The following is a 26,699-nucleotide window of genomic DNA, read 5'->3' on the forward strand; positions in this document are numbered from 1 at the left end:
ATTGAGATTGGCTTTTTGCCGGTTTTGGGAGCACGTCGGCCGGATTCGTGTCCTTTTCGCCGGCAACGCGACGCGGCAGTTTTGCACCATGCAAACCGCCCCGATTCGCCTCAAAGATGCGCTTGACCTGCTCGACAGCGGCACGCCGGTGGCCGTGCGCTTCGTCAAGTGTAACCGGCGCCAGCGCACTGGTGGCGACTTCGGCGAGCTGCCGGCCGCGCGCCTGGGCCGCAAGAAGTCGGCCGTGCTGCGCCTGCCCACCGCCGAGGAAGAAACGGAGGCCGACCGCGCCGACTGCGCGGCCGATGGCCTGGTACCGGTGCCCAAAGACCCGCAGCACTGGCGCAATGCTACCCGCAACCTAGTCGATACCCGCACCGGCAACCTGGTCAAGGTGCACCTCTATTTGCTCGTGTTCGTCGCGGGCCGCAAAGTGATTATCTAAATATGCAACGCGTAGTGTTTACTTCGGCCGGGAACATGGCCTATATGCCGCGTACGGGCGGATTTGTACGCCTGAACGGCGCCCTGGGTGCCGCGGCTGGCCCCGCCATCGGCGCGGCTGAGAAGCCCGCCGGCGTGGAGTCTACGACGCCCATCGAAAAGGGTCAGAACGGCGAAATCGCGCTCTGGGGCGATGCCAACGACTTCCCGCAGCAGGTCATCAAGTCGATTAATTCCAACACTATCCTGCCCGCGGTCCTGGACTGGAAAACGCGGGCCGTTTACGGTGGGGGCGTGGTGTACGGCCGCGTGACGGGCTTCGACAAGGACGGCAACGAGCAGTTTCAGCGCGTGCACCTGCCGGAAGTGGAGACGTTTTTCCGCCGCAGCAACATCAAGCGCTACGCGTTCGAGTCGCTGCAGAATATCTTCACCTTCGCCAACGGCTTCCCTGAGCTGATTCTCTCGCGCGACCGGAGCACCATCACGAGTCTGAGCACGCCCGACTCGGCGTTCTACCGCTTCTCAGTACCGACGTTGAAAATGCCGGTGCCGGAGTGGGGCTACATCTCGGCCAACTGGCCCGACGCGCAGCCCGGCGACGGCTACACCACCCGCGTACCGGTGCTCGACCCCTACGGCGACGCGGTGCAGGCCCTGCGCCAGGACAAGCGCGGCTTCAAATTCATCTACCCGCTGGCGCTGCCTTCGCCTGGTCAGTCACTCTACCAGCTGGCCGCGTGGAATAGCATCCGCAAAAGCGGCTGGCTAGACGTGGCGCAGGCTATTCCGGAGTTCAAGGCCGCCATGTTCAAGAATCAGCTCACGATTAAGTATCTGATTGAGGCCGATATCCGCTACTGGCAGTGGAAGTACCCCGACTGGGATACGCTCCAGCAAGACCAGCGCCGCGTCATCATCGACGAGGAGCTGGCTGCCTTCGAGGACACCATGGCCGGCAACGCTGGCGCCGGCAAAACGGTGATGTCGGTGACGATTCCCGACCCGCAGACGGGGCAGCAGATTTCGGTGTTCAAAATCACGGCTATCGACGACAAGATCAAGTCGGGCCTGCACATCGAAGACTCGCAAGAAGCCTCCTCGCACATCTACACGGCCCTCTCGGTCGATCCGACGCTGGTCGGCATCAGCCCTGGGAAGGGGATGGGCGCCGGCTCTGGCAGCGACAAGCGTGTAGCCTTCAACACCTTCATTTCGACCCACCGCTTCCACCAGGACCTGGTGCTGGAGCCGCTCTACCTGGTGCGCGACTACAACGGCTGGCCGGCCGACCTCGAATTCCGCTTCCTCAACCCGCTGGTGCAGACGCTCGATGCCTCGTCGCCAGTGAAAACCACCACTGGCAATGCCACAGAAAAAGCCCCTGCTGACGACGACAGCGCAGCTGAGTAAGTACGTTACGCTCGATACCAACGAGACGGAGCTGCCGGCGCCCCTGGTGACGGAACTCCTGCGGCTGGAGGACCAGCTGCTGCGGGCACTACTCGGTGGCCCGCTACTGGAATGGCTGCGCGCCGAGGCCGACGCCGACCCGGCGCTCGACGAGGCCGACTCGCTGGCCGGCGAGTTGCTGCGCCTGGTACACGCCCCGCTGGCGCGCATTGGCCTGTCGGGTGTGCTCGACGAACTGAGTGTGACGGTAAGCAACACCGGCATTCAGATCATGTCGACCGGCACGCATAAGACCGCCTTTCAGTGGCAAGTGGTGCGCCTGGACCGCACGCTCAGCCGCAAGGGGTACCTCGACGTGAACGTGCTGGTGCAGTGGCTGGAGGATAACTACCAGTCATCCGAGCAGCTGCAGGAGTGGGCTGACTCCGCCCAAGGCCAGCGGCATCGGAATAACCTCATCACGTCCGCGCCGGAGTTTAGCGACCTGGTGGATATTCAGGACTCGTGGTGCACGTTCCGTGGCCTCTGGCCGGTGATACAGCGCCAGTCCACTTTCGTGCTGCAGAACGCCATCGGCTACCTGTACTGGGCCGAACTGCACGAGCAAGTGCGGACGCGCACCCTGACGCCCGAAAACGAGCAGCTGCTGCGCGAGTACGTACGCCCGGCGCTGGCGCACCTGACGCTGGCCCGCGCCGTGCCCGAGGGCCTGCTGGTGCTCACCAGCGACGGCCTGGTGCTGGCGCAGGAGCAGGAACAGCCGGTGCGCCCCGACCCGCACTTTGCCGAGCTGCTGGCCATGCGCGCCCGCGACGCCGAGCAGACCGCCAGCGTGTATCTGCTGCAGCTGCGCCAGCACCTGAACGCGGAGGCCTCGGCCACCCGCTATGCCACCTATTTCAGCTCACCGGCTTACGTGAGCCCTTCTATCCCTCGCAATCCTACCAATACCGCGCAGTCGCGGGTGTATCGCTTTATCTGATGCGTATTCTGTTAGACGCTGCCGGCGCCGTGGCGACCAAAGGCAGCAAGCTGGAAGTATCCCTGCTGGCGGGTATCACGGCCCTGCCGTTCATGCCGCTGGTCGAGAAATACCTGTTCAAAGACTGGCAGTTCCTGGGCTTTTTGTCGGTGCTGATCATGGTCGACACGTTCACGGCCGTGGGCTATGCCTGGCACATGGGCACGCTCAGCAGCCGCGCGTTTTCGCGCCTGTTCAAGAAGCTGCTCATCTACATGGGCCTGCTGATCATGGCTCACGTCATGAGCAGCTTTACGGTCAACGGCCAGCCCAACTTCCTGTTTCAGCACTTCAATTGGCTGATTTTTATCTCCATCATGGTCCGTGAGGCCCTCTCCATTGTGGAGAACATCGGCGCCATGGAGCCCTCGCTCGTGCCGCCCTGGGTGCGCCGCCGGCTGGCCGCGCTCAACGAGTCCGGCCCTTCGCTGGGCGTGGTCTTCACGGCTGACCCACCGGCGCCTGCCGCCCCATCTCCTTCGTCACCAACTACTGACCCCGTATGAAAACCGGAGCCAAGGGCATTGCCCTGATCAAAGAAAAAGAGGAATTCCGCGCCCGCTGGTACACGTGTCCCACCGGCTACCCCACCATCGGTTACGGCCACGTGATCCAGAAAGGGGAGGAGCACTACTACAAAGTTGCGCTGACGGAACCGGAAGCTGCCGCCCTGCTGGCGAAGGATCTCGCGCGCTACGAAAAGGCCGTGCTGCGCGGCACGGAGGCCGTGACGCTCACCCAGAACCAATTCGACGCCTGCGTGTGCCTGTGCTACAACATCGGCGAGGCCGGCTTCGAATCGTCGACCGTAGCCCGCCGCATCACGGCCCGCACCTCGGAGGCCACGATCCGCGAAGCCTGGTCGCGCTGGAACAAAGGCACCGTGAAGGGGCAGAAGGTGACGTTGCCCGGCCTGGTAAAGCGGCGCAAGGAAGAAGCGGACCTCTTTTTCAGCAAGTAGCTATGACCAGAAAACGGATATACGAATGGTTATTTAAAGCATTTGTAGGCGCTTTAGGGCTACTGGTGGGCTTTTGGCTGGCGGCCATGATGGCCCTGCTCATTAGCAGCCTGAGCAGCTGCGCGGCTACCCGCCCCGAGCCAGTGGCGCCGCTGCTGGCCACCTCGCCGGCAGTGGCACTCGACTCGGCCGGCCACGAGGAGCCAGCGGTCGACTTTCGCCGGCCGGATTACGCCCGTAGCCTGCCAACGCGCCGCGGCAACGACGTCGCCGCGGCACCGGTGGCCAGCACTAAGAGCGGCGTGTTAGGGGCGCTGCACACTGTATTCGGCGGCAAAGTGAAGGATAAGAGCCGCAACACCTACCAGACGACCATCTACAACGCGCCGGCTAAGGTCAAAGGCAGCAACGTGGCCACCGACTCGGGCACGGTGACGGATAACTGGAAAGCGGCCAAGAAGCAGGACCAAAAACCGAAGATCAACCAGAGCACCAATCAGGGCCTGGCCAGTGTCCACGTCGTAGCCGGTGTTGTCGTGGTTTTAGCGGTGCTGGCCTTCTTTTTCTTCCGACGAAACAAGTAGGGATATGAAGAAAAACGCAAAAGCTCCTATCGGCTTTGGTCGCAAGCCTGACCCAGATCCCAACGGCACCGGTGACGGTTTCCGGCTCTATAGCGGTGACGTCGACGTGGAGGAAGAGGAGGAGTCAGGTCCACCGCCCCGCCAGCCCAAGGCGAATGCCGTTTTTGTAGGAGATATCGAGGCCCATGCCATCCTGATGGCGTATAGCCTGTTTCCGCTGACGCCCCTGAGCCTGTTGGAGCACCAACTGATTCAAGTGATTGCCGGTCTGGAAAAGGAACTGGAAAAGTACACGCAGGAGTTATAGGGGCGTGCCTTATGCACCGTACGCCCTTTATTGCAACAAGCCCCGGCCTCATGGTCGGGGCTTTTTTGTGTCCTTTTTCACCGAGGTAGGCGGCGGCAGTTTTGCCGCATGGATACCCTACAACTCGGCCCCAAACGCTACCAGGTAGCTACTTCCTGGAATCAGCTCAAGCGCGCCCAGCTGCTGCAAATAGTGCGCGTGCTCTACGGCCCCAAGTCGCACTACCCCCTGAAGCTGCGCCTGCTCAGTGTCATCAGTGGCGCCCCGCTCGACGACTTGCTGCGCCGGCCGGCCGTGCAGATGGTGCAGCTCTACCCGCTCACCGACTTCCTGTTCGACGAGGAGCAGTACCTCACCGAGCAGCTGCTACCCGAAGTGCGCGTGCCTGTTCAGCACGTCTCACAGTGGCGTGCCCGCTGGGTCGGCCCCCGCAGCAGCTTCCGCAACCTGCTCTTCGGCGAGTTCATTTTCGCCGATACCTACTTCCGCCTCTACGCCACGCGCCAGTCGGCCGAGGCGCTGGACCTACTCGTGGCCACACTCTACCGGCCCATGGTACCGGGCCTAGGGCCACGCCACCCGCAGTGGCAGGGCGACCGGCGCGAGCCTTTCAACGAGCACCGCACCGAGTACTACGTCAAGCACCTGCGCACGATTCCGGATGCCGAGAAGCTGGCCATTTACACCTGGTACCGCGGCTGCCGGCAGCAGTTGGAGCGCGAGTTTCCCGAGGTGTTCGAAGCGGCCGAAACCACCGCTAACGCGCAGGCCAGCGACTGGGGCCGCGTGCTACGCAAGCTCTCCGGCGGCGCCTTCGGTCCGCTGGAGCAAACCGCGCGGCAGCATGCGCGCACCGTGCTGGCCGAAATGCAGGACATGGCCCGCGACTACCAGAAAGCCCTCAAACAAGCGAAAAAATGAGAACCAGCGAGTACAACGCCCTCTTCCGCGGCCTGGCCATGCGACACAAGTTGATTCAGCATACGGAGGCCGCGCCCCGCTTCTGCCGCATCGTCGTCAGCATCGACCCGCTGCAGAAAATCGTCGACATGTCGGAGTTGATGAGCAAAGTCATCGGCCGCACCATCAAGCCTGGTCCCGGCCAACAGGTGTTGGTGGTGGAGTCATTCCACACGCAGTATCGCGAGTCGGGCGACAACCGCACGCGCCTGCGCAGTGGTGCTTTTATGGTGCTGCAGCAAGTCACGGCTGGCGACCACGACGCCATTGAGCAGGTGCTGGACCGCACTGAGCAGACCGGCGAGGAGCTGCTGGCGGCTATCCTGGCCGACCCCAAGTATCAGGTGAAAAATCGCTTCGATCCAAGCAGCATCACCAGCGACGAGTTAGGCCCGCTGGGCAACGGCACCTGGTACGGCACCCGCTTCGACTTCGACTTTATCACACCTGCCTCGGCCGCGCTGCACCACAATCCGACGGCCTTTCTCAGTTAACCGATGCTCATCGACTTAAAAATTGTCTATACGTTCTATGAGTCGTGGCGCGACCCACAGGACGACCGCATTTCGGAGGACCGCTACTGGGGAGCAACCTGGCGGTTCGATACGGTTACCCGCAAGGTTGTGTACCAGGAGCGGGGCACCAATTACGCCCGCTGGACGGGCGAGGGCGCGCAGGATGACTATCCTCTGGACTACTACCGGCCAACGGATAAGGAAGTGTTTGCCTTTACGGAGGGCGATAAGCGCTACGCCTATTTCCACGACGGAGAGGGCGACGTAGTCTTGCAGGAAGCCGGCATCTTTGTGGATTTCGACGTGGTGCAGGCCACGTGCTTCGGGGGCAACACGGCCAGCATCGTGCTGGCCGTTTCCGGCACGGACGGCCCCTACACCTACCAGTGGGCGGATGGCCCGACCACCAAGGACCGGAGCCTGGTGAAAGGTGGCGTGCAGTACACGGTGACCGTGACCGACGTGCCCACCGGCATGCGGAAAACGGTCCGGATCGATGCGGGCCAGAATCCGCGCATCGAGGTGCTCGTGCGCAAGACCGACAACAACCTGGTGCTGGAGGTGAGTGGGGGCGTGGCGCCCTACACCTACGCCTGGGAGGATGGGGCCACCACGGCCGCCCGCGAGGGCCTGGCGCCGGGCATTTACCAGTGCGAGATTACCGATGCGGTGGGCTGCTCGCAGACCGTGGACGTGACCATCGAAGGTTTCCGCTTCTACTGGAGCGGCAACCCCATTACGCTCTCGCTCGATGCCGGCAGCGAGTACCGCGACGACCCTGCCACCAAGCCCGACCTGACGTTCCTGTGCGAGGTATGGCTGGAGGAAGTGTACGGCAGCGGAGTATTCGTGCAAATCGGCACCGTGCTCGAGCAGCCCGCCGACCGCGACGGCCGCACCGTGTTTCAGGTGGAAGAGTTGCTCGACGCCTACCTCGACTACTACGTGCCGGCCGTATGGCAGGCTACCATCACGCAGGCCACGCCGCTGTTTCGCCGCTTCTACCTGCAATATGCCGAGGTGTTCGGCGAACCACCGGTGCGCGACGCGGCGACCGTGCTGACGCAAAACTTTGTGCTGCGCGGCGGCCTGAGCCGCTACGAGGGTGTGGCTCGCACCTACCAGGATAGCTACCGACCGCTGGTGCGGCCCTTCCTGACGTGGCAGCCCAACGACAAGGCCGTTTACCTGGATCAGCCTGAATTTCTCTACTACCTGGTCGACTCGGCCGTCACCGAGTTCGAGCTGCGCCTGCGCGTGCGCTACGACGACGACTCCACCGAGGAGCGCACCGTGGCCACGCAGGAAGGCGTGGCCCGCTTCGAGGTGTACTGCCTGCCCGCTGGCTTTCAGCAGCTGGGCCTGGCCGACACCGAGGAGCGCCACGTGGTGGGCTGGGAGGTGTGGGTGAGTTCTACCACCGGTACGGCCCAGACCGAAACCCGCCGCTACCAGCTCGACCGGCGCCCGGTGCGCCAGCGCCGCTACCTGGTCTATGCCAACTCGCTGGGCGGGATGGACACGGTGGCCATGACCGGCGAAGGCCAACTCGATGCCGAAGTGGTAGGCGAGGAGGTGGAACGCTCGCCGGTGCCGTTTCCGGATCCGCTGCTCGACGACCAGCTGGTGCTCGACCGTACCCTGCGGCCGGTGCTCAAGCTGGCCGGCGGCGTGCGCGACAACTCCCGCGAGTGGCTGGCCGCGCAGCAGGAGTTGCTGCTCTCGCGCCGCGTGCTGCTGCTCACTGGCCCGCGCTGGCAGCCGGTAGTCGTGAAAGCGCAGACGACGACCATCCGCAAGGAGGGCGAAAACGTGCAGACGCTGGAGCTGGTGCTGCAGTTGCCGCGGGAGCGATTTTACACCCCGCGCCTGGGGGCTACGGCCGTCACGCGCCACGATCTGCTGCTGCCATGATGGGCCTGAAAACCGCCCTGGGCTGGCTGGATTTGCAGCCGGGCACCGTGGGCATCGAAATCAACAATCCGTTTTTCCAGTTCGACGCCGTGCCGGGGGTGACCACCTACCCGTTCTCCTTGCCGATGACGCCGGGCAACCTGCGCAAGCTCAACTTCCCGCACGTGCGCGCCGCCCAGGGCGAGCAGCCCGCGCCCGAGTCGGTGGAGTTCTACGTCGACGGCGTGCTTTGGCGCGTGGGCAGCCTGCTCTATCAGGAGCACCAGCCCGACAAGCAGCTGCTCGTCTACAAGTTCGCGGCCGGTGCCGACGATTTGCAGGCGCGCATCGAGGGCGTCACGCTGGCCTCCCTCGACCTGGGCACCGTGCCGCTGGTGCGCGACCTGCAGCAGCCGACGTACGCGTTGCGCCGGCTGCGCAATGAGGGCTTCTACGGCGACAAATACCCGCTGTGGGCGGGCTATTTGAACGACGTGGGTGTGCTGAGCCCGCAGCCGCGCTGGGTGCCGCTGCTGCGCCAGCTGCTGGCCAGCGTAGGCTACACCGTGGCCGGCGACTGGCTAACCAGCGCTACGGCGCAGCAGCTGGCCATCTACTCCGACCGCGCGGCCGAGGATGAGGCCGGCAATCCACTCAGCGAGGTAGCGCTGAATCAGTTCGTGCCGAGCAACGTGGGGGTAGGGGCCGCGCTGGTGGCCATGCAGACGCTGTTCGGGCTGGGCCTGGACTTCGACACCGTGCGCCGGCAGTTGCGCCTGGTGCCCCTGCGCGAGGTGGCTGAGGACGATGCCTACCTGGTGCGTGAGCCCGGCGTGCTCACCCGCGCCCTGCCCAGCCAGTACCAGGGCTACACGCTGGAATTTGGGCTGGAGGCCGACGAGCTGAGTAAAACCGAGGATATCAGTTGGAGCAAGCTGGTCATCGATGGGGGGAAGGAAGTGATTACAACCGAGGCCGGGGCGCTGCACACCTTCATCGGTGGGCCGGCCGTGGTCAAGCGCGGGGCCTCGCCCGCGCGGGAGCTGGGCAATGAGTCGCGCTGTGGACTACGCTTTCTCTTCGACCGCGACGACCAGCTCAGCGGCGGCCTGGTGCTGCGCTGGGCCGGGGAGCAGGGCCTCTACGAACAGTGCCACAAGCCCTGGCTGGATCTGCTGGCCCGCGCCGGCACGGAGGAGCGCACCATGCCCTTCCGCGTGGCCGACCTGCTGGCGCTGAATCCGGCCCGCAAGGAGATGGTCGGCCCGCGCAAATACCTGTGGGAGAAGGTGTCCGTGACCGTGAGTACGAGCACGCGCCTGCAGTCTGCCCGCTTCACCTACCGTCACGTGCGTCGCTAATGGAACAGAATAACCAAGTACAACTGGCCACCCAGTGGCTCGACATCACCATCGAGCGGTTCGTGGCCAATATCCGCCGGCTGAAAGTCGTCGACACCGGTGCGCTGGCCGGCAGTTTTCAGAAGCAAGTCATCGGCGCAGCGGATGGCGACGTGCTGAAGATGCGCCTGAGCTACGCCCTGTGGGGCATGTTCCAGGATATGGGCGTGGGTAGGGGCATGGGTGCTGGCGTGCGCAAGGGGGACGACGGCTACGACCGCATCCGCAACAGCCGCGGCAAGCTCAAGCGCCACACGCGCAAGGCCCGCGCCTGGTACTCGAAGGAGGCCTACGCCCAGACCAAGCGCCTCTCCGAACTCATGCTGGAGCTAAAGGGCCAGGTGCTGCTGACGACCATCACCAGCCTGCCCACTCAAACAACAGTTAACCTATAAGTGAATTTACTGTGGCAGTAGATAAGGAACAGCGGCAGTTAGAGATTATCCTCAACGCCCAGCAGGCCAACGCCAGCATTAAAGATATGGCCGCGGGCGTCGCGCTGATGAAGAATCAGCTCGAAAAAATGGCGGCTGATGACCCCAAGCGGGAGCAGCTAAAGCAGGATTTTCAGGAACTCACGCAACGCGTAGGCGAGGCGCGAACGGCCCTGCGCACGCACGTAGAAACGGAAGAGGAAGCGGCGGCCGCGGCCGCTAAGTTGGCCGAGGAAAATGCCCGGCTAGCGGCTGAGCAGCAAGAAACCATCCGGACGGGCCAACTGGCGACGGCTTCCATGAAGGAGATGAAGGCCGCGGCCGGCCTGCTCGATACGCAGCTGCAGGGATTGTCGGCCGACGACCCCGGCCGCGCGGCCATGCTGCGCGACTACCAGGTGCTGCAGCAGCGTATCGGCGCAGCGGCTGCGGAGATGCGTACCTACCAGAAAACGGCCGAGGAGTTAGCCGAGGAGGAGCGGCAGCTGGCTGCCGAGACGGCGCGGCTCAATCAGGAAAATCAGCAAGTCATCCTGAACGGCAAGAAGGTCACGGCCTCGTTCAACGAGATGGACCAGGCCGCGAAGCTGTTGGAGGCGCAACTGAAGGACCTTTCGGCTGACGACCCCGGCCGCAAGAAGATGGTGCAGGACTACCAGGAGCTACAAGACCGCATCGGTTTGGTGAAGAAGGAACTGGGCGAAACGGCCGAGAAGGGCTTCACGATGAAGGATGCGCTGATGTTTGCCGGCGTGGATCTGGGCCTGAGTGCGGCCGTTGACCTGGTGAAAGAGTTCGGGGCGCAGCTCGCTGAAACGGTGAAGGAGTTCGGCAATCTGCGTAGTCAGATTAACCAACTGACCGGCGCCACCGGCGAGGAGCTGGACCAGCTCACCACCGGCGTGGCCGGCCTGGCGAAGTCCTTCGGCAAAGAATACGACGAGGTGCTCGTGGCCAGCAACGCGCTGAGCAAGCAGATGGGCATCTCCCAGAAGGAGGCGCTGGACCTGATTGAAAAGGGGTTTGTTTCCGGCGCCGACGTCAATGGCGAGTTCCTGGATCAGCTGAAGGAGTACCCTGGCCAGTTCAAGGCCGCCGGCTTCTCCGCCTCGGAGTTTATTGGCATCGTGAGCAAGTCGCAGACCGATGGCATTTTCTCCGATAAAGGGGCTGACGTGGTAAAAGAATTCGGCCTCCGGATACGGGAGCAGACTTCCTCCACCAAGGATGCCATGGAGGCGGCTTTCGGGCCGGAGTTTACCAGCGAGCTGTTTAAGGGCCTGAACGACGGCAGCATCACCACCACGGACGCGCTCAAGCGCGTGGCCACGGAGATGGACGAGACGAAAATCCCGGCCAACCAGCTGCAAACCGTCATTGCCGACGTATTCGGTGGCCCTGGTGAGGACGCAGGTATCGACTACCTGAAGTCACTGAAAAACGTGGGTGGGGGCATCGATGAGCTGATCGACAAGACCAACCCGTACATCCAGCGCCAGCAGGCCCTGATCGACTCAAACAAGGAGCTAGCCGGCGTGCAGAACGACCTGGCCAAGGAGTTCGAGGGGGGCAGCTCTATCCTGGACCGTCTCAGCAATCAGACCATGACGGTGCTCTACTCCATGGTGCTGAGCCTGGTGGCCGTGTTCAAGGAAATCTTCGCGCCCCTGCAGGACGTGTGGAACGCGTTTTTGGAGCTAGGGGAGTCGGTGGGCATCTTCTCGAAGGAAGGCATCACAGCCCGCGACATCGGCGAGGCGATTGGGGCCGTGTTTCGGGCGCTACTCACCCCGACCCGGTTCCTGATCACGGCGCTGGCCGAAGGGGCGAAGTGGTTTATCGACTGGGCCAAAAACTCGGAGGTGGCGCGCGTGGCCATCCTGGCGCTGACGTTTCCGATCCGCGCGTTTTTTGAGCTACTGACCAACGGGCCGGCCTACTTTGCGGGCTTCACGGCCGCCGCAGAAACGGCTTTCACGCGCATCGGTGGTGCGATTAAGATGGCACTGCGGGGCGATTTTGAAGGCGCGAAAGCGGAGTTCGGCAAACTGGGTGGCGATGCGGCTGCGTCGTTCCAAAAAGCGTTCAGCGACGCCATGGGCAAGCAGGCGCCCGATGTGCCGGCACCGGCGCCAGCAGCGCCAGGGGAGGAGCCTACTCTGCGCGCAGCGGGGGGCGATGGCACCACGCAGAAGGACCGCGACGATGCGGCGAAAGCGGCCGCTGCCGAAGCGAAAAAACGGCAACAGGAGCGCGACAAGGCCGATAAGGACCGCCTGGATGCCACCAAGCGGTGGGTAGCGGAGGAAGGCGAGTTGCTGAAGGGCCGCGACGCACTGCTCGACCAACTGGACCGCCAGAGCATGACCGACCAGGAGGCCCGGCGCCAGGCGCAGCGCGACAAATTATTTGCCGATGCCGATGCCCGCGTGCTGAAGCTCACCGGCACGGAACTGGACTACACCGAACAGGTGACTGGCATTGTGGAGGCCCGCAACCTGGCCCTGCGCGAGCTGGCGGCCAAGTTCGAAGAAGAAGATGAGAAGAAGCGCCAGGACGCGCTAGCTGAGCAGTTGGCCCAAAACGCGGCGGAAGAAGAAGTGAAGCTAGCCGAACTAGAAGTGAAGCTGGCCAACGGGGTGCTGAACGAGCAAACCTACCAGGACGCCATCTACGCGGTGAAAAAGGCGGCTGCCGAGCGGGAGCTGGCGCTGCTGCAGGAAAAAGGTGGCGTGGAGTCAGCCGAGTACGCCAAGGCCACTGCCGCCAAGCTGAAAGAAGAGGCTGCCTACATTACTAAGAAAAAGTCCCTGGATAACGAGCTGGTCAAATTCGAGATGTTGGTAGGGGCTGCCAAGAAGGTGCTCACCAGCGAGGAGGTAGCGTTTCTGGGGGAAGCCTTCGGTAAGAAGAGCGGCATTTATAAAGCCGCTATTGCCGCGCAGAAAGCTGTGGCCATTGCCGAAATCGGTATCGGGCTGAGCAAGCAGTTTGCCGCTAACGCCGAGGCTGGGGCCAAGATTTCGGCGCTGTTCCCACCGGCGTCCATTGGCCTGGGTACGGCCTATACGATTGGGGCAAACGTGGCCTCGACCGTCAGCGCTGGTATTGCCACAGGCAAAGTGCTGGGCTTCCGCATCGGTGGTGCCACCGGTGCTGCCGGCATGGGCAAGGAGGTAGGGCTGCAGGTCGGCGGCAACGGCAAGCTGGTCGACTCCGATGGTTTTGCCGTGGCCGGCGTGGTGCACGAGAACGAGTATGTCATCCCGGCCTGGCTGCGGCAGGATCCGCAAGTGATCCAGATGGAGCAGTACCTGGAGGCCCGCCGGGTGCGCGGCTACCTGGGTGGCGGCGCCACCTCGGGCGACGTAGTGCCAGCGGCCGCGGCCGTAGGGGAGAGCCAGCTCGCGCAGCTGCTCACCGAGCTACTTGCTGTGCAGCGGACCCAGAATGCCCGCATGGACGAGTGGGCACGTGAGCTGAAGGTAGTGCAGAGCCTCTACGAGTTTGACCGGGACTACGGTACCTATAAGAAGGTGAACAACGAGAGCGGCCTGCGCTAAAATGGTGTTCAGAATAGAGTTCTTTTCTGAACGGTTTCAGTGGCTGCCTTAGCGCCCCCGAAAACGCGGTTTTTCGGGGGCGTTTTTACATAGGTAATCTGAACACCTATCTTAGAGGGATGAGAGAAGCACTAAGGATGGATCCGGCTGATCGGCACCGAGGCCAGCGCAGCTATCGAAAACTACATGGCCAGTATGTCGAGCACCTCGACGTGGTTGATTATGATATCGAACGTTACTGGAGCTATGGCCACCGTCCACCGGGTAAACCAGTGCGGTGCTATGCGAAGTACTCGCCAATAAATCGAGATGTTGTTCTGATATCGTTTCCTGGTCAAGCGCACGAGGTGACGGATGTTATCACGAAAGAGCGTGCGCCTTATTGCCAGGTCGTAGGCAGTTTGTTCAGCGACTGCGAACTAGTACGCCAATTACATCTTGCTGAAAAGGCGTTTTTGTGCGAGTAGCTCTATACGCCCGCGTGTCTACTGGCGACAAAGATCAGGATCCAGAAAACCAGTTGATTGTACTACGGCGTGAGGCCCAGCGCGCCGGCGACATAATCTATAAAGAGTACATCGATCAAGAGTCCGGGCGTAAGAGCAGCCGGAAGGCTTTCCTGGAAATGATGCGTGATGCACAAAAGCGGCACTTCGAGCTGGTGCGCGTCTGGGACCTGAGCCGCTTCAGCCGCGAGGGTATCGAGAAGGTGTTCGAGCACACGTCTTTTCTGGAACAGTGCGGAGTAGCCTTCTGGAGCTACTCGGAGCCCCTGCTCAATACAGTTGGGCCAATGCGCGAGTTGATGAAAGCCATGGTGGCCTGGGCTGCCGGCTACTACTCGCAGCGCCTGAGCGAAAACGTACGGGCGGGCCTGGCTAGGAAGCGGCTCAAGGCCGAGGAGAAAGGGGAGGAGTACACCCACGGCCGCCGAGCAGTGGCGCCGGCACTCGTCGCCCAGATACAGGAGTTGCAGGCGCAGGGGCTGAGCGTCCGGAAGATCAGCAGGGAGGTGGCCATGCCGGTGGGTACCGTGCACAAGTACCTGAAGAAGGAGTTATCCGAGTAGCCTCGCAGAAAGCCTCTCAGTTTTGAGAAGCTTTCTGCGAGGCTCGCATTGTTGTGTCCTTTTTATCCGAAGCTGCTGCCGACAGTTTTGGGTATGAATAAGTTACTTCTCGTCTGTTTTTTGGTATTGGTGGTGTCTTGCGTAGAAGCCAAGCCGTACCCCATCAACCCAAGCCGACACGACCGGCTACACCACCGTGCCGGCAACCGCTGGGGCAAATATCGCCCAACGCGATGTCGGTATTGCCATCGGACTGCCCCATAATTTGCCCCACTATTCTTGAAAAATGCCTTCGTATGCTCTAAACCAAGTGTTGTAGAGTCCGGGTGGGGCGCCTTTTTTTTGACCCTGCTACAAGGAGCTATATTGAATCGCCTCATACACCGCGTATGAGGCTGTTTCTATGTAACGTGTATAACTACGGCTAACAAGTGATAACAATACTCCGCCCCCTATTGGGAATTCCTAGGCGACTATGCGAGCAGTCTTGCGGGCGGTCTGCAGCAACTCCTGCTCGTCGATGCTCAGGTAGCGGTTAAAGCTTTTATCAGTGGTGTGGCCGGTGGCCAGCATCACCTAGGACTTATGAATGCCTTGGTAAATTTTCAATGCGTTGTAAGTCTTGCGGTCCAGGCGCGAGGAGGGCGGGATGCGCGTGAGGCCGGTCAGGTGCTGCGCATGGGGTAGGTAGTCATATATCGTGCGCACATAGAGGAGGCAAGTGGCTAGGGGCCTAGCGGAGCATACTGCTCCACCAGCGCTACGGGCTTGAACAAGTCGTCGTCGAAATAGGGATGAAGCAGAAAGTGCCGGTCTTGTTGGGAGCAGCGGGCGCAGAACGCCTGCATGGACGGGTGGGCACGTGAATGGCAGGTAGTACAGAACCTGTACGATTTTGATAAATATTATGACAATTATAAAAAGGTGAATAAATAGAGCAGTATTCGGTAAAAAAGTCCTTCATAAATCGGGGTAAAAAATCGCCTCAAAAACTACGTTTTTAGGCCCGCCAACGTAGGTGCTCAACTCCTTCATAATCACCCGTTTTTGAATGGGGCTTCGTAGGTCTGAATATAACAGCGGTGGGTCTTTTACCTAGTAGCGTAAAGGCTAGCAGTTGCCAGCCAGTTTTGTAGGCTGAGTTTCGTAGCGTAAAAGTAAGATATTGGCCGACAGCCGGCGCCACTTGCTGACGGGGTTGAGCTTGGTAGTAGATGGTCCCACTATCTCAGCCGGGTTTATGAGGAAGAAGCCAGTGGGTAATCTTATCTTTGGGCTGGAGTCCCACTTTCGTGTAAATATTTTGCCTTTTACTCCTACTCTGGACTTCTTAAACAGCTTCATAATGCATTTGAATAAATGTATTTGTAAGGCTAATAATTTAATTTTTTCGACTTAATGGCATATCTGCCAAAAAATAATAAATGTTAAGTGTAATTAAGCCATTAACCTCTTTGAGATTCTTCTTTGCTATTATGGTTTTTTGGAGTCATATACAATTTTTTGATCAAGCTATGTATCCTGGTTATAATAAACTTTATAATAACGTGCTTTCAGAAGGTTATATAGGAGTTGGGTTCTTTTTTATTTTGAGTGGATTTATACTCTCTTATAATTATGATGATAAGATAATAAATAGAAAGATATCATTTAAAAAATTTTGGGTGGCTAGGATTGCGAGAATATATCCTTTGCATATTGCTGGTAGTATAATGGCAATACTCATTATAGTAAATTCAGTAAAATCATCAGCTGATTTTTTTGCAACCCCTGCTTTATCTGTTTCGATATTTTTAAGTAATATTACTCTTCTTCATAGTTTTATTCCTGATGTAAAATATTTTTTCTCATATAACTGGGTGTCATGGAGTATATCCGATGAATTGTTTTTTTATATAGTATTTCCTTTTATAATTTATTTTTTTGTCAAAAACAAGTTATTAATAAAGTTTGGCTGGGTTTTGTATTTATTAATTCCTGTATTAATATATTATTCAGGACATTCCTCTTATGATAATCATAAGTTTTTTTATATAAATCCTTTTTTTAGAATAGTGGATTTTATACTGGGTATTAATTTGAATCAGTTATTTAAATTAGAAATATTTTCTAGGTTATATAAGAAAAAAATATCGGCAACTGTACTTGAGATAATGTCTATAGGGATGTTTGCGGGGTTTATGTATATTCATGAAGATGTGCCACAGGTTTACAGATATTCATGTTTTTATTGGTTGCCAATGTCGCTTATTATATTTTCTTTTGCATATCAAAATGGATACTTATCTTCTTTAATATCTGGGTATTTTTTTGTTTTGTTAGGAGAAATGAGCTTTAGTTTCTATATATTTCATCAATTATTAGTAAGATATTTTGTATTCGAAAATAACCTGATGGTGATAACTGAAAATCCTTATCTGTTAGTTTTTGCAATTCTTATGACAAGCTTGTTTGTTAGTTACCTTGCGCATAAATATATTGAATTGCCTTGTAATGCATATATAAAAAATAGATACAAGAGAAGTAGTTTTGCTCTGCCTGCTAAAGGATAAAAATAATTACAGCTGTGCATAATACGAAAGCTGGGATCTATGCTTGTGTAAGTGCGCGCGACAGAAGCCAAGGTAACGAAAATAAATTATTTGAATTACGGGCTTTCGTAGAATGTCTGGGCTACTCAATATATAAGGGGCTACTAAAGCAAACGGGTTGAATTTATTTATAACCATTTGTAATGAAGCTAGTAGACCACCATCCAAAATTTTAAACCCCTCCAGGATCTTCGAAAACGCAGTTTCTTAGGGGCGGTTTTCATGCCGTTTTTTGGAGGGGTTCCGGTAGCTTTGAATGAGAAAAGTCGCGGTCGCGCATCCCTGTAAAGTGAAAGATACCTACTCCCGACCCAACCAGTTGTCTCTTGGCTCTAAGGCGATACTAGTTTTAACGGGCATCTGTCTTCTGCCATTTCTAAGGTTAGCTTTCTTCGCTCACGCATATTTGGATGACTTTATATTTCCTATTATGGTGCGCCAGCAGGGAGTGTGGGAACACACAATGCATATGTACAATGTATGGCAGGGACGTTTCTCTGCTTCTCTTATAACGGCACTGCATCCATTGGCTTGGGGTGATTTGCACGCAGTGAAGCCTTTTGCCTTTGGCTTCATTCTTCTATTTACAAGCGTAGTTTTTTTTGCAAGCAATTCGTTACTCGAAGGCAGCACAGTACCAATTAGCAAGCGTTTAGCGGCTGGCGGCTTGGTGCTCAGCATATCATTAGTTATGCTGCCTAATCCCGTTGAGGCGTTTTTTTTGGCTCCTTTCCGCCTTGTTTTATATGGGTGGTTGCGCGTGTTGCTTACTGCTGCTAGGTGTGGTCGCTAAACTTCATCTGCCTCAAAATAAAGTTAGTCGTTTGATATGTTGGGTAATAGCCATCATACTGGCGTTACTAACCCCCGGCTTCTCAGAGATGATTAACTGCTTCATTCTTGCCTTAGTGATTGTTTTGTTACCTCAGATCAGAAGTCGCAGCTTACAGAGGCCATGGATAGGGCTGCTAACAATAGCTGTTGTGGCGGCAGCAGTAGCAACGTTGGCACCTGGCAATTTTGTTAGAAGTGCTAGTTATCAGCATGTGGACCTACTGCATAGTGTGGTGCTCTCTGCCGCATCGCTCGGCTATAGTTTTATAGGGTGGTTTAGCAGTGGCATACTCATCTTACTGACGCTGCTTGTGCTACCGGCACTTCAGCGGTTAGTCAATGATCCAGCCCTTCCAATTACACGCTTCACTCGAATAGTCTGGTTTTGGCCTTTATGGATGTTATTAGGACTGGCTTTTTGCTACCTGTTTAGTTATTTAGCTATAGATGGTCCGCCACCATCCAGAGCAAGGAATCTCATAATGCCATTACTTATAATAGGCTGGTTTATGTCAATTGCTGGTATTCTCTCTTATTTGCTGCGTCGGGGTGCCACGCCTTTGCAACGGCTGCCTACTTATGTACGTCTAGGAATGAGTTTATTGGTACTATTACTAGTTTTGTCAGATCAGAACATTACTTTAAAAAGGAGTCGAATAGGGCAACCTACTAATAGTGTCACGCAGGCATACCGTGACTGGCTCAGCGGGGATGCAGCACAATACAATCGAGAAGAAGAAGCCCGATATACGCTTATCAGGCAGACATTAGCGGATTCCGTAGTCATACCTCCATTAAGTGTTCAGCCTGTTACCTTGGTGTGGTGGGACATCTCTGAAAATCCTGCCATGTGGGGCAACCGGGCTTATGCTGATTACTTTCATAAAAAGGCTATTTGGGTAAAGCTCTGAAAGCCGCTATCTATGTCCGCGTGAGTACCCGAGATAAAGGCCAGGGCATCGAAAGTTAACTGCTTAAGTTGCGAGCGAGGCTTCGCCGAGCGGCTGAGCTACTCTAATACACCGATTAGGAGTCGGGTGCTATTCAAGCAACTCTTTCGGGAGGCCTACCAGCGCCGCTTCGACGTGGTGCTGTTTTAGCCTCTGGATCGATTCAGTAGAGAAGGGGTAGCTAAGACGCTGGACTGCTTACAAAACGTATCCTTTTTTGGTAGGTCAAAAGCTTCACCAAGCACAGAATAGCACTAGTATTTAGGAGTACAGCAAATGGATGGAGTGTACCTAAGCAAGCTAGACTACCGACGCGACGTTTTAGGAGCTTGTCGGGAGGGTGGGGTGGCTTTGGGGGCTGCTTTTAGCTCCTCTCTACGGCGTTGCTCTACCAAGGCGTTGCTCCAAATGTAAACAGTGGCATTGTTAGTCAGTGTATTCTGCTCGTAGCCCAGATACACTTTATCGCCCTGCCAGACGTGCTTTTCTACGTGGTCGTTGGCCTGATAGCCAGGGCCATATAAGTCAGAAAACGCCTCCAACATTCCCCGGCTGTTGGCATCGCCCTGCGTAGTAAGGCGCACCGTGATAAGCTTACCCTTATAAAAATAATAGAGAATGCTAGCGGCCTGCGCCTGCCCTACCTGATAGGAGTCGGTAGTACGGCGGTAAATTTTGGTGTTGCCAGTGGCATCTACCAGCACCAGATTGCGGAAGGCAGAGATGGGCATCTCAAACGTTACGTCCCGAAACCCATACGTACGATCTAGCTGCTGCAAGCCGTCGGTAGTGGGAGCGGTGGCAAATGCGTCGGTGGGTTGCTGCTGCGCTTGTGCCGTTGGGCAGGCAGAAAGAAGGGTGCCAAGCAAAAGAGTCGAAAATAGCGTGCGAAGCATAATCAAGAGCAGGGAAAGAAACGGAATGGCAAGTATGATTGTAGTTGCCTATAGCGGGCAAATACAACCAGTTTGAGCGAATTCGCTCAAAACACAAGCCAAAAGCTACTTTACAGAAAACAAAATCCTATTTCCTGTTTTGATTTGAACACTGCTCAAAGAAAAATAGCATGCTAACAAGCAGGACGTTTTTCGTGCGGCGGAAGGTAGAGCTGCTGGTTAACAAGCAGTAAGTGTTTGGCCTTAGGAAGAAAAAGCGCCTAACAGCTACGCCTGGCTGGCCGGAGATGCATGCGGTGGTAGCAGAAGAGGCTCGGGCGTATCGTCGGGTAGCACTTCGGCCCCGCTGCCGGCATCGGGCACCAGGCGTTTCCAGACCGCTTGCTTCAGATTCTCAAGACGGTTGAGCGCCTCAAGGACGGTTGTATTGGTTTGTACTGTATGAAAGAAGCCAGTTTTGCGGCCTACCTGCACCAGCTGTTCCAGCACCAGCGGTAGCACCCAGCCTACTACATTGGAGGCCAGCGTCCCCCGGAGTCCCAGGCGCACCAGTATCCGGGCTGCCATGCGCTCCAGAAGCAGAGCTCGTGCGGCCGGAAGTGCTTTGTTTGCCAGAAAGTCGCTGACCAGCTGCATATTGCCTTTCTGAATTTCTGTCTGTAGAACATCGTGTACTGCCGTAAGCGCCGTGGTTATGGCCCGTCGGAAAAGCCGACCCGTTTGCCAGGCTGTTAGACCAGTGGTTTTGGCTGCTTGCAGCAGGCGAGGAAGCAAAGCGGAGGTGTTCATGCCAGACGAAGGAAACAAGAGGGGAGAAGTTAGCGTTGTACGTAGCAAAGCTGCTGGGAAGATGCTATTTTTGTAGATTCTTACGTAGTTTGTAGATTCTTACGTAGTGCGTTTTTCCGATCTATGCCTGCTTTTCTCCTGGATATCAATTTGCAGCAATTGCCTGATGAGTACCTGACCGGAGAATGGCGGGTGGCAGACCGGGTGCTGAACCGCACGGCACCCGATAGCACACTGGCACTTGCTACGCGCTTCTTGCTGTCGCCGGGCATGCTGAGGGTAGAGGCGCCGCAGCAGGAAAACACGGGTTCCTGGACCGTACAGCGCGATGAGTTGTTGCAGCGCCCCTACCTGCAACTAACGCTGCCACAAGAAGATACACGCGCGCTGATCACGCGCATGCGCCGCTCGCCCGATGGGCAGGAAAGCCGGCTGAATCTGTACTTCTTGTCGGGCATGGAGCTGCAGCTGACGCGCCCATAACCATCTTTCAAACTTGTTTCTCCTTACACCTGCTATTCGTATGGATGCTGCTGCTCATGCCGCCACTGCCCACTCAGCAGATCAGGAAAATGCACAATTTCTTTTCCTGGCTGAGGTAATCCCGCAACTTGTTTGGATTACTGATCCGGAGGGGTATCATACCTACTTCAATCAGCACTGGATTGAGTTTACGGGGTATGACGTGCAGGCCAGCAAGGGTACCGAAATGTGGAACAACCTGCTGCACCCCGACGACCGGCAGCGCGCCCGCGACCGATGGAACCACTCCCTAAGCACGGGCGACTTCTACGAGATTGAGTACCGGTTTTTGTCGAAGCAAGGGGGCTACCGCTGGTTTCTGGGCCAGGCCCTACCCCAGCGCGATGTCAGTGGCGCCATTGTACGCTGGTTCGGCACGTGCACGGATATTCAGGAACAGAAAGAAAAAGAAGAGCAACTCCGCCTGCGGGAGCAGGAACTAACGACGCTGGCCAATGCCATTCCACAGATGGCGTGGATGGCCGAGCCTAGTGGCCACATCTTCTGGCACAACGAGCGGTGGTACGACTATACGGGTGCTACCCTGGAGCAGACTCAAGGCCAGGGCTGGCTGGAAGTAGTGCACCCTACCTACATAAAGAATATCACCGAACACCTGACTCAGGCTTTTGCAACTGGAGAAGCTTGGCAGGATACCTATCCTATCCGGAACAAGGAGGGCGATTACCGCTGGTTTCTCGCACGGGCAGTGCCACTGCGCGACGAGGATGGCAAGGTGCTGCGCTGGTTTGGCACCAATACCGATATAACGGAACAAAAACAGCTGCAAGAGCAGCTGGAGCGTTCTTACTCCGATCTGGAAGCTAAAATTACCTTCCGTACGCTGGAGCTGGAACACCAGGTGCAGGAGCTACGCCGTCGGCTGGGCGAAGCGTAGGAGTGTAGGCAAAGCATACGGCAAACGAGAAAAACGGCCCTGGAGGCCGTTTTTCTCGTTTATACCAACCCAGATTCTATGCAGGCGGTAAAAGGGGAACATTCATTTTGCTACCTTCTTCCATGCAGGCTATTGTAATTACCGCCGCCGGCGGTCCGGAAACGCTACAACTACAGCAGGTTGACACGCCTACCCCTGCCGCGCACCAGGTGCTGGTGCGGGTGCAGGCCGCCGGCGTCAACCGTCCCGATGTGCTGATACGCCAGGGCAAATACGCCGGCACAGGCGACGTGGCGGGCATGGTGCCGGGACTGGAAATAGCGGGCGTGGTAGAGCAATGCGGTGCCGCCGTCACTCGCTGGCAGCCCGGCGACGCTGTGTGCGCCCTACTACCCGCGGGCGGCTACGCCGAGTATGCTGCGGTAGACGCTGCCCACTGTTTGCCCGTGCCGGTTGGCTGGAGTCCTGCTGAAGCCGCCTCCCTACCCGAAACCGTGTTTACGGTGTGGCACAACGTGTTTGAGCGCGGGGCACTGCAACCCGACGAAACGCTGCTGGTACACGGCGGTAGCAGCGGCATTGGCATCACGGCTGTGCAGCTGGCCCACGCCCTAGGAAGCAAGGTAGCCGCTACGGCGGGCAGTGCCGCCAAATGTGCGGCCGTACGCGAGCTGGGCGCCGATTGGGCCATCAATTACAAAGAAGAAGATTTTGAGGCGGTGCTGCGTGAGGCAGGTGGGGTAGATGTGGTGCTGGATATGATAGGCGGCGACTACACGGCCAAAAACCTACGCCTGCTCCGGTCTGATGGCCGCTTGGTATTCATCAACGCTATGCAGGGCTCGCGTGGCGAGTTCAACGCGTTGGAAGTGATGCAGCGTCGCCTTACTATCACGGGTAGTACGCTGCGGCCTCGCTCGGCGGAGTTCAAGGCCCACTTGGCAGCAGCTGTAGAGCGCCACGTGTGGCCCCTGCTGACGGCGGGGCAGTTTCGGCCGGTTATCTACCGGACGTTTGCGCTGGCGGAAGCGCAACAGGCGCACGAGCTGATGGAATCCAGCGAGCATATCGGCAAAATTGTGTTGATAGTAGATTGAGTGGTAACTTGCCGGGATAAATCCAACAATTCCCACATGCAACATTCCACTTACTCACTGCTCCCGGCTCGTCGGGTAGGGCAAGCTATTGTCTGGCTCGCGCTCTTTCTGCTGGGCCCCGCTGCCCTGGCCGAAACCGTACAATCGCCCAACGGCCAGCTCACCCTCGATTTCTCCCTGCAAAATGGAGGCGTGCCTACCTACCGCCTCACCTACAAGGGACGTGATGTCATCAAACCCAGTACGCTGGGGTTGGAACTAAAAGATGCACCGTCTCTGACCGAAGGTTTTGCCGTAGCCACCACCAAAACCGTCGCCATCGACCAGAGCTGGCAGCCGGTGTGGGGCGAGGTGAAAACCATTCGCAACCACTACAACGAGTTGGCCGTGACGCTCACGCAGGCCACTACCCAGCGCACGATGCTGGTACGCTTCCGGGTGTTTGATGATGGCCTGGGCTTTCGCTACGAGTTTCCGCGCCAGCCCAACCTGGGGTATTTTGTGGTGAAGGAGGAGAAAACGCAGTTTGCCCTGGCTGGTGACCACAAGGCCTTCTGGCTGCCCGGCGACTACGACACGCAGGAGTACAGCACCGTGACCTCTAAGCTCTCAAAGGTGCGCGGGCTAATGAAGGCGGCTACTACCCCTAACGCTTCGCAGACGCCGTTTTCGCCCACGGGGGTGCAAACGCCGCTCATGCTCAAGAGCAAAGACGGCCTGTACATCAACATCCACGAGGCGGCGTTGGTCGATTATTCGTGCATGTCGTTGGAGCTGGACGACAAGGACATGATTCTGACCTCGCACCTGACGCCCGACGCGCAGGGCAACAAAGGCTACCTGCAAACGCCTTGCCTCTCGCCCTGGCGCACGGTGATTGTAAGCGATAAAGCGGGTGATATTCTGGAATCCAAGCTGGTGCTGAACCTGAATGAGCCCACCAAGTTCAAGGATACGTCCTGGATCAAGCCCACCAAGTACGTGGGTGTGTGGTGGGAGATGATAACCGGCAAAAGTACCTGGGCCTACACCAACATGGACAACATCAAGCTCGATTCCATCGACTACAGCAAGGTGAAACCCAACGGCACGCACGCCGCCAACACTGCCCACGTGAAGGAGTACATCGACTTTGCTGCCCAACACCACCTCGACGCCGTGTTGGTAGAAGGCTGGAACACAGGCTGGGAAGACTGGTTTGGCAAGAGCAAAGATTACGTATTTGACTTCGTGACGCCCTACCCTGATTTTGATGTGGAGGAGCTGCACCGTTACGCCAAGAGCAAAGGCGTGAAGATCATCATGCACCACGAAACCAGCGGCTCGGTGCGCAACTACGAGCGTCACCTTGAGTCGGCTTTTCAGTTCATGAACAAGCACGGCTACGACGCGGTGAAAACCGGCTACGTGGGCGACATCCTGCCCCGCGGCGAATATCACTACGGGCAATGGACGGTGAACCACTACAACTATGTGCTGGAAAAAGCCGCCGAGCACCACATCATGGTCAACGGCCACGAGGCCGTGCGCCCGACCGGCCTATCCCGAACCTACCCCAACCTAATCGGCAACGAAGCGGCCCGCGGCACCGAGTACGAAGCCTTCGGTGGCAACAACGCCGACCACACCACCATTCTGCCCTTCACGCGCCTCATCGGTGGTCCGATGGACTACACGCCGGGTATCTTCCAGACCAAGGTAAGTGCCTATAATCCGCAGAACAACTCGTTTGTGCACAGCACGTTGGCCCGGCAGCTGGCCTTGTACGTAACTATGTACTCGCCCCTGCAAATGGCCGCCGACCTGCCCGAGACCTACAACAAATTCCTCGACGCCTTCCAGTTTATTGAAGACGTGGCCGTGGACTGGGACGACAGCAAGGTATTGGAGGCCGAGCCCGGCGACTACGTAACCATTGCCCGCAAAGCCAAAGGTACCAGCAACTGGTTTGTGGGTAGCTCGTGCGACGAAAACGGCCGCACCTCTACCATCGACTTCCGTTTCCTCGACCCTGGTAAGAAATACACCGCCACCATTTATGCCGACGCCAAGAGCGCACACTACGAGAAAAACCCGCAGGCCTACCAGATCCGCAAAATGACTGTCACCAGCAAAACCAAGCTGAAGCAATATTGCGCCCCTGGTGGCGGCTACGCTATCAGCGTAATGGCTGGGAAGTAGTATAAGGGATAAAAGAAGAAAAAAGGTGTCATCCTGAGCGCAGCGAAGGACCTTATCACGCGAGAACGACTGTCGTTACAATGACTCGTCCAAACGTGAGAAGGTCCTTCGCTCTGCTCAGGATGACACCTTTTTTCCTGTATCCTTCACCCTACCTCTCTACCGCATCACCAAGCACATAGGGGTAGGTACCTCAGCCGACTGCCCGGTAGGCGTGAGGCGGCCCGTTGACTGGTCGATGCGGAACGAGACGATGTTGTTGCTGCGCTGGTTGGCTACCAGCAGCATCCGGCCGTCGGGCGTGAGAGTGAATTGGCGGGGCCAGTTGCCGAGCACTGATGTGTGCTGCACCAGGGTGAGGCGGCCCGTGCCTTGATTCACGGCAAAGACCACGATGCTATTGTGGCCGCGGTTGGAGCCGTACAAGAAACGGCCGTCGGGCGAGAGGTGCAAATCGGCGCAGTAGCTCTCACCGGTAAAATCGGCTGGCAGCGTGGAGACTACCTCTATTTCCTGAAACGTGCCCTGGGCTGCGTTGTAGTCCAGCGCAGTCATGGTCGAGTTTAGCTCGCTGATGAGGTAGGCGCGGCGGCCATCGGGCGTAAAGATCAGGTGGCGCGGGCCGGTGCCTGGCTTCGTGCGAAAAGCCACCGTGGGCCGCAGCTGTCCTTGGCGGGCATCGGCTAGGGAGTAGCCATACACAGTATCCGTGCCTAGGTCAACGGAAAAAGCAAAGCGGCCGGTTGGGTCGGGGAGGAAGCAGTGGGCGTGGGGCGTGGTTTGGTTGGGGTGCGGCCCTTTGCCCTGGTGCTGGTCGAAGAGGGTAGCCGGGCCCAGGCCGCCGTTGGTCTGCACCGGCAACGCAGCCACGTTGCCGCCCACATAGTTGGCCACCAGCGCCAGCTTCTCGGGCGCATCGAGGCTGATGTAGCAGGGCGATCCGCCCCGCGAGGCCTGCCGACTGAGCAACGTCAGGTCGCCCTCAGTGGGGCGGCGGGGTAGGGCAAAAGCGCTGACGCCCCCGCTGGGCTGGCCCTCATACTCGGTGGTTTCGTTCACGGCGTAGAGGTAGCGGCGCTTTTTATCCAGCGTGAGGTAGGTAGGGTTGGCGCCGGCTCGGTAGCCACGCACGCGCGTAAGGGCACCGGTAACAGAATTCAGTCGATACAGAAAGAGGCTTTCGGCCTCGGCCCCCACATTGGTACCCACGTACAGCAACTGCTCATCGGCACTGCTGCCGGGTAGGGAAGCCGCGCACGAAAGGAAGGGTAGGCCCGCCAGGCCCAGACCGGCGGTGCGTAGAAACTGGCGGCGTGAGGCCGAGAAAGAAGTAAAGGTCATGCAGGAGAGGCGCTAAACGAAATCCTAAGGTAACAA

26 protein-coding genes are annotated in these 26,699 nt (G+C 57.7%); 21 read left to right on the forward strand and 5 right to left on the reverse strand.

What is annotated here, in order from left to right; all coding sequences use genetic code 11:
- Nucleotides 1-88: 88 nt before the first annotated feature.
- The 14 genes from MUN82_RS06480 to MUN82_RS06545 all read left to right on the forward strand — a co-directional run bounded on the left by MUN82_RS06480 (nt 89) and on the right by MUN82_RS06545 (nt 14,564).
- Nucleotides 89-445 carry a hypothetical protein gene (locus MUN82_RS06480; RefSeq protein ID WP_245095952.1) on the forward strand — a complete coding sequence of 119 codons (357 nt, stop codon included), beginning with the start codon at nt 89-91 and terminating at the stop codon, nt 443-445.
- A 35-nt stretch (nt 446-480) separates the two neighbouring features.
- Entirely contained in the window at nt 481-1,857 is a 1,377-nt protein-coding gene (locus MUN82_RS06485) for a hypothetical protein (protein WP_245095955.1), read from the forward strand.
- Nucleotides 1,811-2,839, forward strand: a complete 1,029-nt coding sequence (locus tag MUN82_RS06490) for a DUF6712 family protein (protein WP_245095956.1) — start codon at nt 1,811-1,813, stop codon at nt 2,837-2,839. The genes MUN82_RS06485 and MUN82_RS06490 overlap by 47 nt, the downstream gene beginning before the upstream one ends.
- Nucleotides 2,839-3,384, forward strand: a complete 546-nt coding sequence (locus tag MUN82_RS06495; protein WP_245095959.1) for a phage holin family protein — start codon at nt 2,839-2,841, stop codon at nt 3,382-3,384. Before MUN82_RS06490 ends, MUN82_RS06495 begins: the two co-directional genes overlap by 1 nt.
- Nucleotides 3,381-3,839, forward strand: coding sequence for a lysozyme (locus MUN82_RS06500; protein ID WP_245095962.1), 459 nt, complete (start codon nt 3,381-3,383; stop codon nt 3,837-3,839). The genes MUN82_RS06495 and MUN82_RS06500 overlap by 4 nt, the downstream gene beginning before the upstream one ends.
- Nucleotides 3,840-3,841: 2 nt before the next feature.
- Nucleotides 3,842-4,423: a hypothetical protein gene (locus MUN82_RS06505; RefSeq protein ID WP_245095965.1), complete on the forward strand. Its 582-nt coding sequence runs from the start codon at nt 3,842-3,844 to the stop codon at nt 4,421-4,423.
- A 4-nt stretch (nt 4,424-4,427) separates the two neighbouring features.
- A complete protein-coding gene (locus tag MUN82_RS06510) occupies nt 4,428-4,730 on the forward strand; it encodes a hypothetical protein (protein ID WP_245095967.1) in 303 nt (100 codons plus the stop codon).
- Nucleotides 4,731-4,838: 108 nt separating this feature from the next.
- Nucleotides 4,839-5,651 carry a hypothetical protein gene (locus MUN82_RS06515; protein ID WP_245095969.1) on the forward strand — a complete coding sequence of 271 codons (813 nt, stop codon included), beginning with the start codon at nt 4,839-4,841 and terminating at the stop codon, nt 5,649-5,651.
- The gene (locus tag MUN82_RS06520; RefSeq protein WP_245095971.1) at nt 5,648-6,184 is read left to right on the forward strand and encodes a hypothetical protein; all 537 of its coding nucleotides are present in this window, start codon (nt 5,648-5,650) and stop codon (nt 6,182-6,184) included. The genes MUN82_RS06515 and MUN82_RS06520 overlap by 4 nt, the downstream gene beginning before the upstream one ends.
- A gap of 3 nt (nt 6,185-6,187) precedes the next feature.
- Nucleotides 6,188-8,119, forward strand: coding sequence for a SprB repeat-containing protein (locus tag MUN82_RS06525; RefSeq protein WP_245095974.1), 1,932 nt, complete (start codon nt 6,188-6,190; stop codon nt 8,117-8,119).
- Nucleotides 8,116-9,459, forward strand: coding sequence for a hypothetical protein (locus tag MUN82_RS06530; protein WP_245095976.1), 1,344 nt, complete (start codon nt 8,116-8,118; stop codon nt 9,457-9,459). The genes MUN82_RS06525 and MUN82_RS06530 overlap by 4 nt, the downstream gene beginning before the upstream one ends.
- A complete protein-coding gene (locus MUN82_RS06535; protein ID WP_245095979.1) occupies nt 9,459-9,893 on the forward strand; it encodes a hypothetical protein in 435 nt (144 codons plus the stop codon). Before MUN82_RS06530 ends, MUN82_RS06535 begins: the two co-directional genes overlap by 1 nt.
- A gap of 11 nt (nt 9,894-9,904) precedes the next feature.
- The gene (locus tag MUN82_RS06540; protein ID WP_245095980.1) at nt 9,905-13,495 is read left to right on the forward strand and encodes a phage tail tape measure protein; all 3,591 of its coding nucleotides are present in this window, start codon (nt 9,905-9,907) and stop codon (nt 13,493-13,495) included.
- 457 nt (nt 13,496-13,952) lie between these two features.
- Nucleotides 13,953-14,564, forward strand: coding sequence for a recombinase family protein (locus MUN82_RS06545; protein ID WP_245095983.1), 612 nt, complete (start codon nt 13,953-13,955; stop codon nt 14,562-14,564).
- Nucleotides 14,565-15,140: 576 nt separating this feature from the next.
- Here the strand turns inward: MUN82_RS06545 and MUN82_RS22255 are convergent.
- Together MUN82_RS22255 and MUN82_RS22260 are read right to left on the reverse strand one after the other, a co-directional pair.
- On the reverse strand, nt 15,141-15,272 hold the full coding sequence (locus tag MUN82_RS22255; protein ID WP_262922844.1) for a hypothetical protein: 132 nt from the start codon (nt 15,270-15,272) through the stop codon (nt 15,141-15,143).
- A gap of 17 nt (nt 15,273-15,289) precedes the next feature.
- Nucleotides 15,290-15,412 (reverse strand): hypothetical protein, encoded by a 123-nt coding sequence (locus MUN82_RS22260; RefSeq protein ID WP_262922845.1) that lies wholly within the window; start codon nt 15,410-15,412, stop codon nt 15,290-15,292.
- A gap of 606 nt (nt 15,413-16,018) precedes the next feature.
- Here MUN82_RS22260 and MUN82_RS06550 point away from each other — a divergent pair.
- The 3 genes from MUN82_RS06550 to MUN82_RS06560 all read left to right on the forward strand — a co-directional run bounded on the left by MUN82_RS06550 (nt 16,019) and on the right by MUN82_RS06560 (nt 18,900).
- Nucleotides 16,019-17,116, forward strand: a complete 1,098-nt coding sequence (locus MUN82_RS06550) for an acyltransferase family protein (RefSeq protein WP_245095985.1) — start codon at nt 16,019-16,021, stop codon at nt 17,114-17,116.
- Between the two features lie 328 nt (nt 17,117-17,444).
- A complete protein-coding gene (locus MUN82_RS06555; RefSeq protein WP_245095986.1) occupies nt 17,445-17,948 on the forward strand; it encodes a hypothetical protein in 504 nt (167 codons plus the stop codon).
- Entirely contained in the window at nt 17,902-18,900 is a 999-nt protein-coding gene (locus tag MUN82_RS06560) for a DUF6056 family protein (protein ID WP_375374093.1), read from the forward strand. The genes MUN82_RS06555 and MUN82_RS06560 overlap by 47 nt, the downstream gene beginning before the upstream one ends.
- 344 nt (nt 18,901-19,244) lie before the next feature.
- On the opposite strand, the gene MUN82_RS06565 is transcribed toward MUN82_RS06560, so the two are convergent.
- Nucleotides 19,245-19,835 (reverse strand): hypothetical protein, encoded by a 591-nt coding sequence (locus tag MUN82_RS06565; protein WP_245095991.1) that lies wholly within the window; start codon nt 19,833-19,835, stop codon nt 19,245-19,247.
- A gap of 267 nt (nt 19,836-20,102) precedes the next feature.
- Complete coding sequence (locus MUN82_RS06570) at nt 20,103-20,624, reverse strand: hypothetical protein (RefSeq protein WP_245095993.1); 522 nt, start codon at nt 20,622-20,624, stop codon at nt 20,103-20,105.
- 123 nt (nt 20,625-20,747) lie between these two features.
- Here MUN82_RS06570 and MUN82_RS06575 point away from each other — a divergent pair, with 123 nt between their 5' ends.
- The 4 genes from MUN82_RS06575 to MUN82_RS06590 all read left to right on the forward strand — a co-directional run bounded on the left by MUN82_RS06575 (nt 20,748) and on the right by MUN82_RS06590 (nt 25,322).
- Nucleotides 20,748-21,107 carry a hypothetical protein gene (locus MUN82_RS06575; protein ID WP_245095996.1) on the forward strand — a complete coding sequence of 120 codons (360 nt, stop codon included), beginning with the start codon at nt 20,748-20,750 and terminating at the stop codon, nt 21,105-21,107.
- Between the two features lie 40 nt (nt 21,108-21,147).
- Nucleotides 21,148-22,044, forward strand: coding sequence for a PAS domain-containing protein (locus MUN82_RS06580; protein WP_245095997.1), 897 nt, complete (start codon nt 21,148-21,150; stop codon nt 22,042-22,044).
- Nucleotides 22,045-22,166: 122 nt separating this feature from the next.
- Entirely contained in the window at nt 22,167-23,141 is a 975-nt protein-coding gene (locus tag MUN82_RS06585; RefSeq protein ID WP_245095999.1) for an NAD(P)H-quinone oxidoreductase, read from the forward strand.
- 36 nt (nt 23,142-23,177) lie between these two features.
- Nucleotides 23,178-25,322, forward strand: coding sequence for a glycoside hydrolase family 97 protein (locus MUN82_RS06590; RefSeq protein WP_245096001.1), 2,145 nt, complete (start codon nt 23,178-23,180; stop codon nt 25,320-25,322).
- Between the two features lie 159 nt (nt 25,323-25,481).
- Here MUN82_RS06590 and MUN82_RS06595 read toward each other — a convergent pair whose 3' ends face one another.
- On the reverse strand, nt 25,482-26,663 hold the full coding sequence (locus MUN82_RS06595; protein ID WP_245096003.1) for a lactonase family protein: 1,182 nt from the start codon (nt 26,661-26,663) through the stop codon (nt 25,482-25,484).
- Between the last annotated feature and the right edge of the window lie 36 nt (nt 26,664-26,699).

The sequence above is a fragment of the Hymenobacter aerilatus genome, from assembly GCF_022921095.1.
Classification (GTDB): domain Bacteria; phylum Bacteroidota; class Bacteroidia; order Cytophagales; family Hymenobacteraceae; genus Hymenobacter; species Hymenobacter aerilatus.

Coding starts and splice junctions, on each gene's coding strand:
- MUN82_RS06480 (WP_245095952.1), top strand. CDS start 89: ATGCAAACCGCCCCGATTCGCCTCAAAGATGCGCTTGACCTGCTCGAC.
- MUN82_RS06485 (WP_245095955.1), top strand. CDS start 481: ATGGCCTATATGCCGCGTACGGGCGGATTTGTACGCCTGAACGGCGCC.
- MUN82_RS06490 (WP_245095956.1), top strand. CDS start 1,811: ATGCCACAGAAAAAGCCCCTGCTGACGACGACAGCGCAGCTGAGTAAG.
- MUN82_RS06495 (WP_245095959.1), top strand. CDS start 2,839: ATGCGTATTCTGTTAGACGCTGCCGGCGCCGTGGCGACCAAAGGCAGC.
- MUN82_RS06500 (WP_245095962.1), top strand. CDS start 3,381: ATGAAAACCGGAGCCAAGGGCATTGCCCTGATCAAAGAAAAAGAGGAA.
- MUN82_RS06505 (WP_245095965.1), top strand. CDS start 3,842: ATGACCAGAAAACGGATATACGAATGGTTATTTAAAGCATTTGTAGGC.
- MUN82_RS06510 (WP_245095967.1), top strand. CDS start 4,428: ATGAAGAAAAACGCAAAAGCTCCTATCGGCTTTGGTCGCAAGCCTGAC.
- MUN82_RS06515 (WP_245095969.1), top strand. CDS start 4,839: ATGGATACCCTACAACTCGGCCCCAAACGCTACCAGGTAGCTACTTCC.
- MUN82_RS06520 (WP_245095971.1), top strand. CDS start 5,648: ATGAGAACCAGCGAGTACAACGCCCTCTTCCGCGGCCTGGCCATGCGA.
- MUN82_RS06525 (WP_245095974.1), top strand. CDS start 6,188: ATGCTCATCGACTTAAAAATTGTCTATACGTTCTATGAGTCGTGGCGC.
- MUN82_RS06530 (WP_245095976.1), top strand. CDS start 8,116: ATGATGGGCCTGAAAACCGCCCTGGGCTGGCTGGATTTGCAGCCGGGC.
- MUN82_RS06535 (WP_245095979.1), top strand. CDS start 9,459: ATGGAACAGAATAACCAAGTACAACTGGCCACCCAGTGGCTCGACATC.
- MUN82_RS22260 (WP_262922845.1), bottom strand. CDS start 15,412: ATGCAGGCGTTCTGCGCCCGCTGCTCCCAACAAGACCGGCACTTTCTG.
- MUN82_RS06560 (WP_375374093.1), top strand. CDS start 17,902: ATGGGTGGTTGCGCGTGTTGCTTACTGCTGCTAGGTGTGGTCGCTAAA.
- MUN82_RS06565 (WP_245095991.1), bottom strand. CDS start 19,835: ATGCTTCGCACGCTATTTTCGACTCTTTTGCTTGGCACCCTTCTTTCT.
- MUN82_RS06570 (WP_245095993.1), bottom strand. CDS start 20,624: ATGAACACCTCCGCTTTGCTTCCTCGCCTGCTGCAAGCAGCCAAAACC.
- MUN82_RS06575 (WP_245095996.1), top strand. CDS start 20,748: ATGCCTGCTTTTCTCCTGGATATCAATTTGCAGCAATTGCCTGATGAG.
- MUN82_RS06580 (WP_245095997.1), top strand. CDS start 21,148: ATGGATGCTGCTGCTCATGCCGCCACTGCCCACTCAGCAGATCAGGAA.
- MUN82_RS06585 (WP_245095999.1), top strand. CDS start 22,167: ATGCAGGCTATTGTAATTACCGCCGCCGGCGGTCCGGAAACGCTACAA.
- MUN82_RS06590 (WP_245096001.1), top strand. CDS start 23,178: ATGCAACATTCCACTTACTCACTGCTCCCGGCTCGTCGGGTAGGGCAA.
- MUN82_RS06595 (WP_245096003.1), bottom strand. CDS start 26,663: ATGACCTTTACTTCTTTCTCGGCCTCACGCCGCCAGTTTCTACGCACC.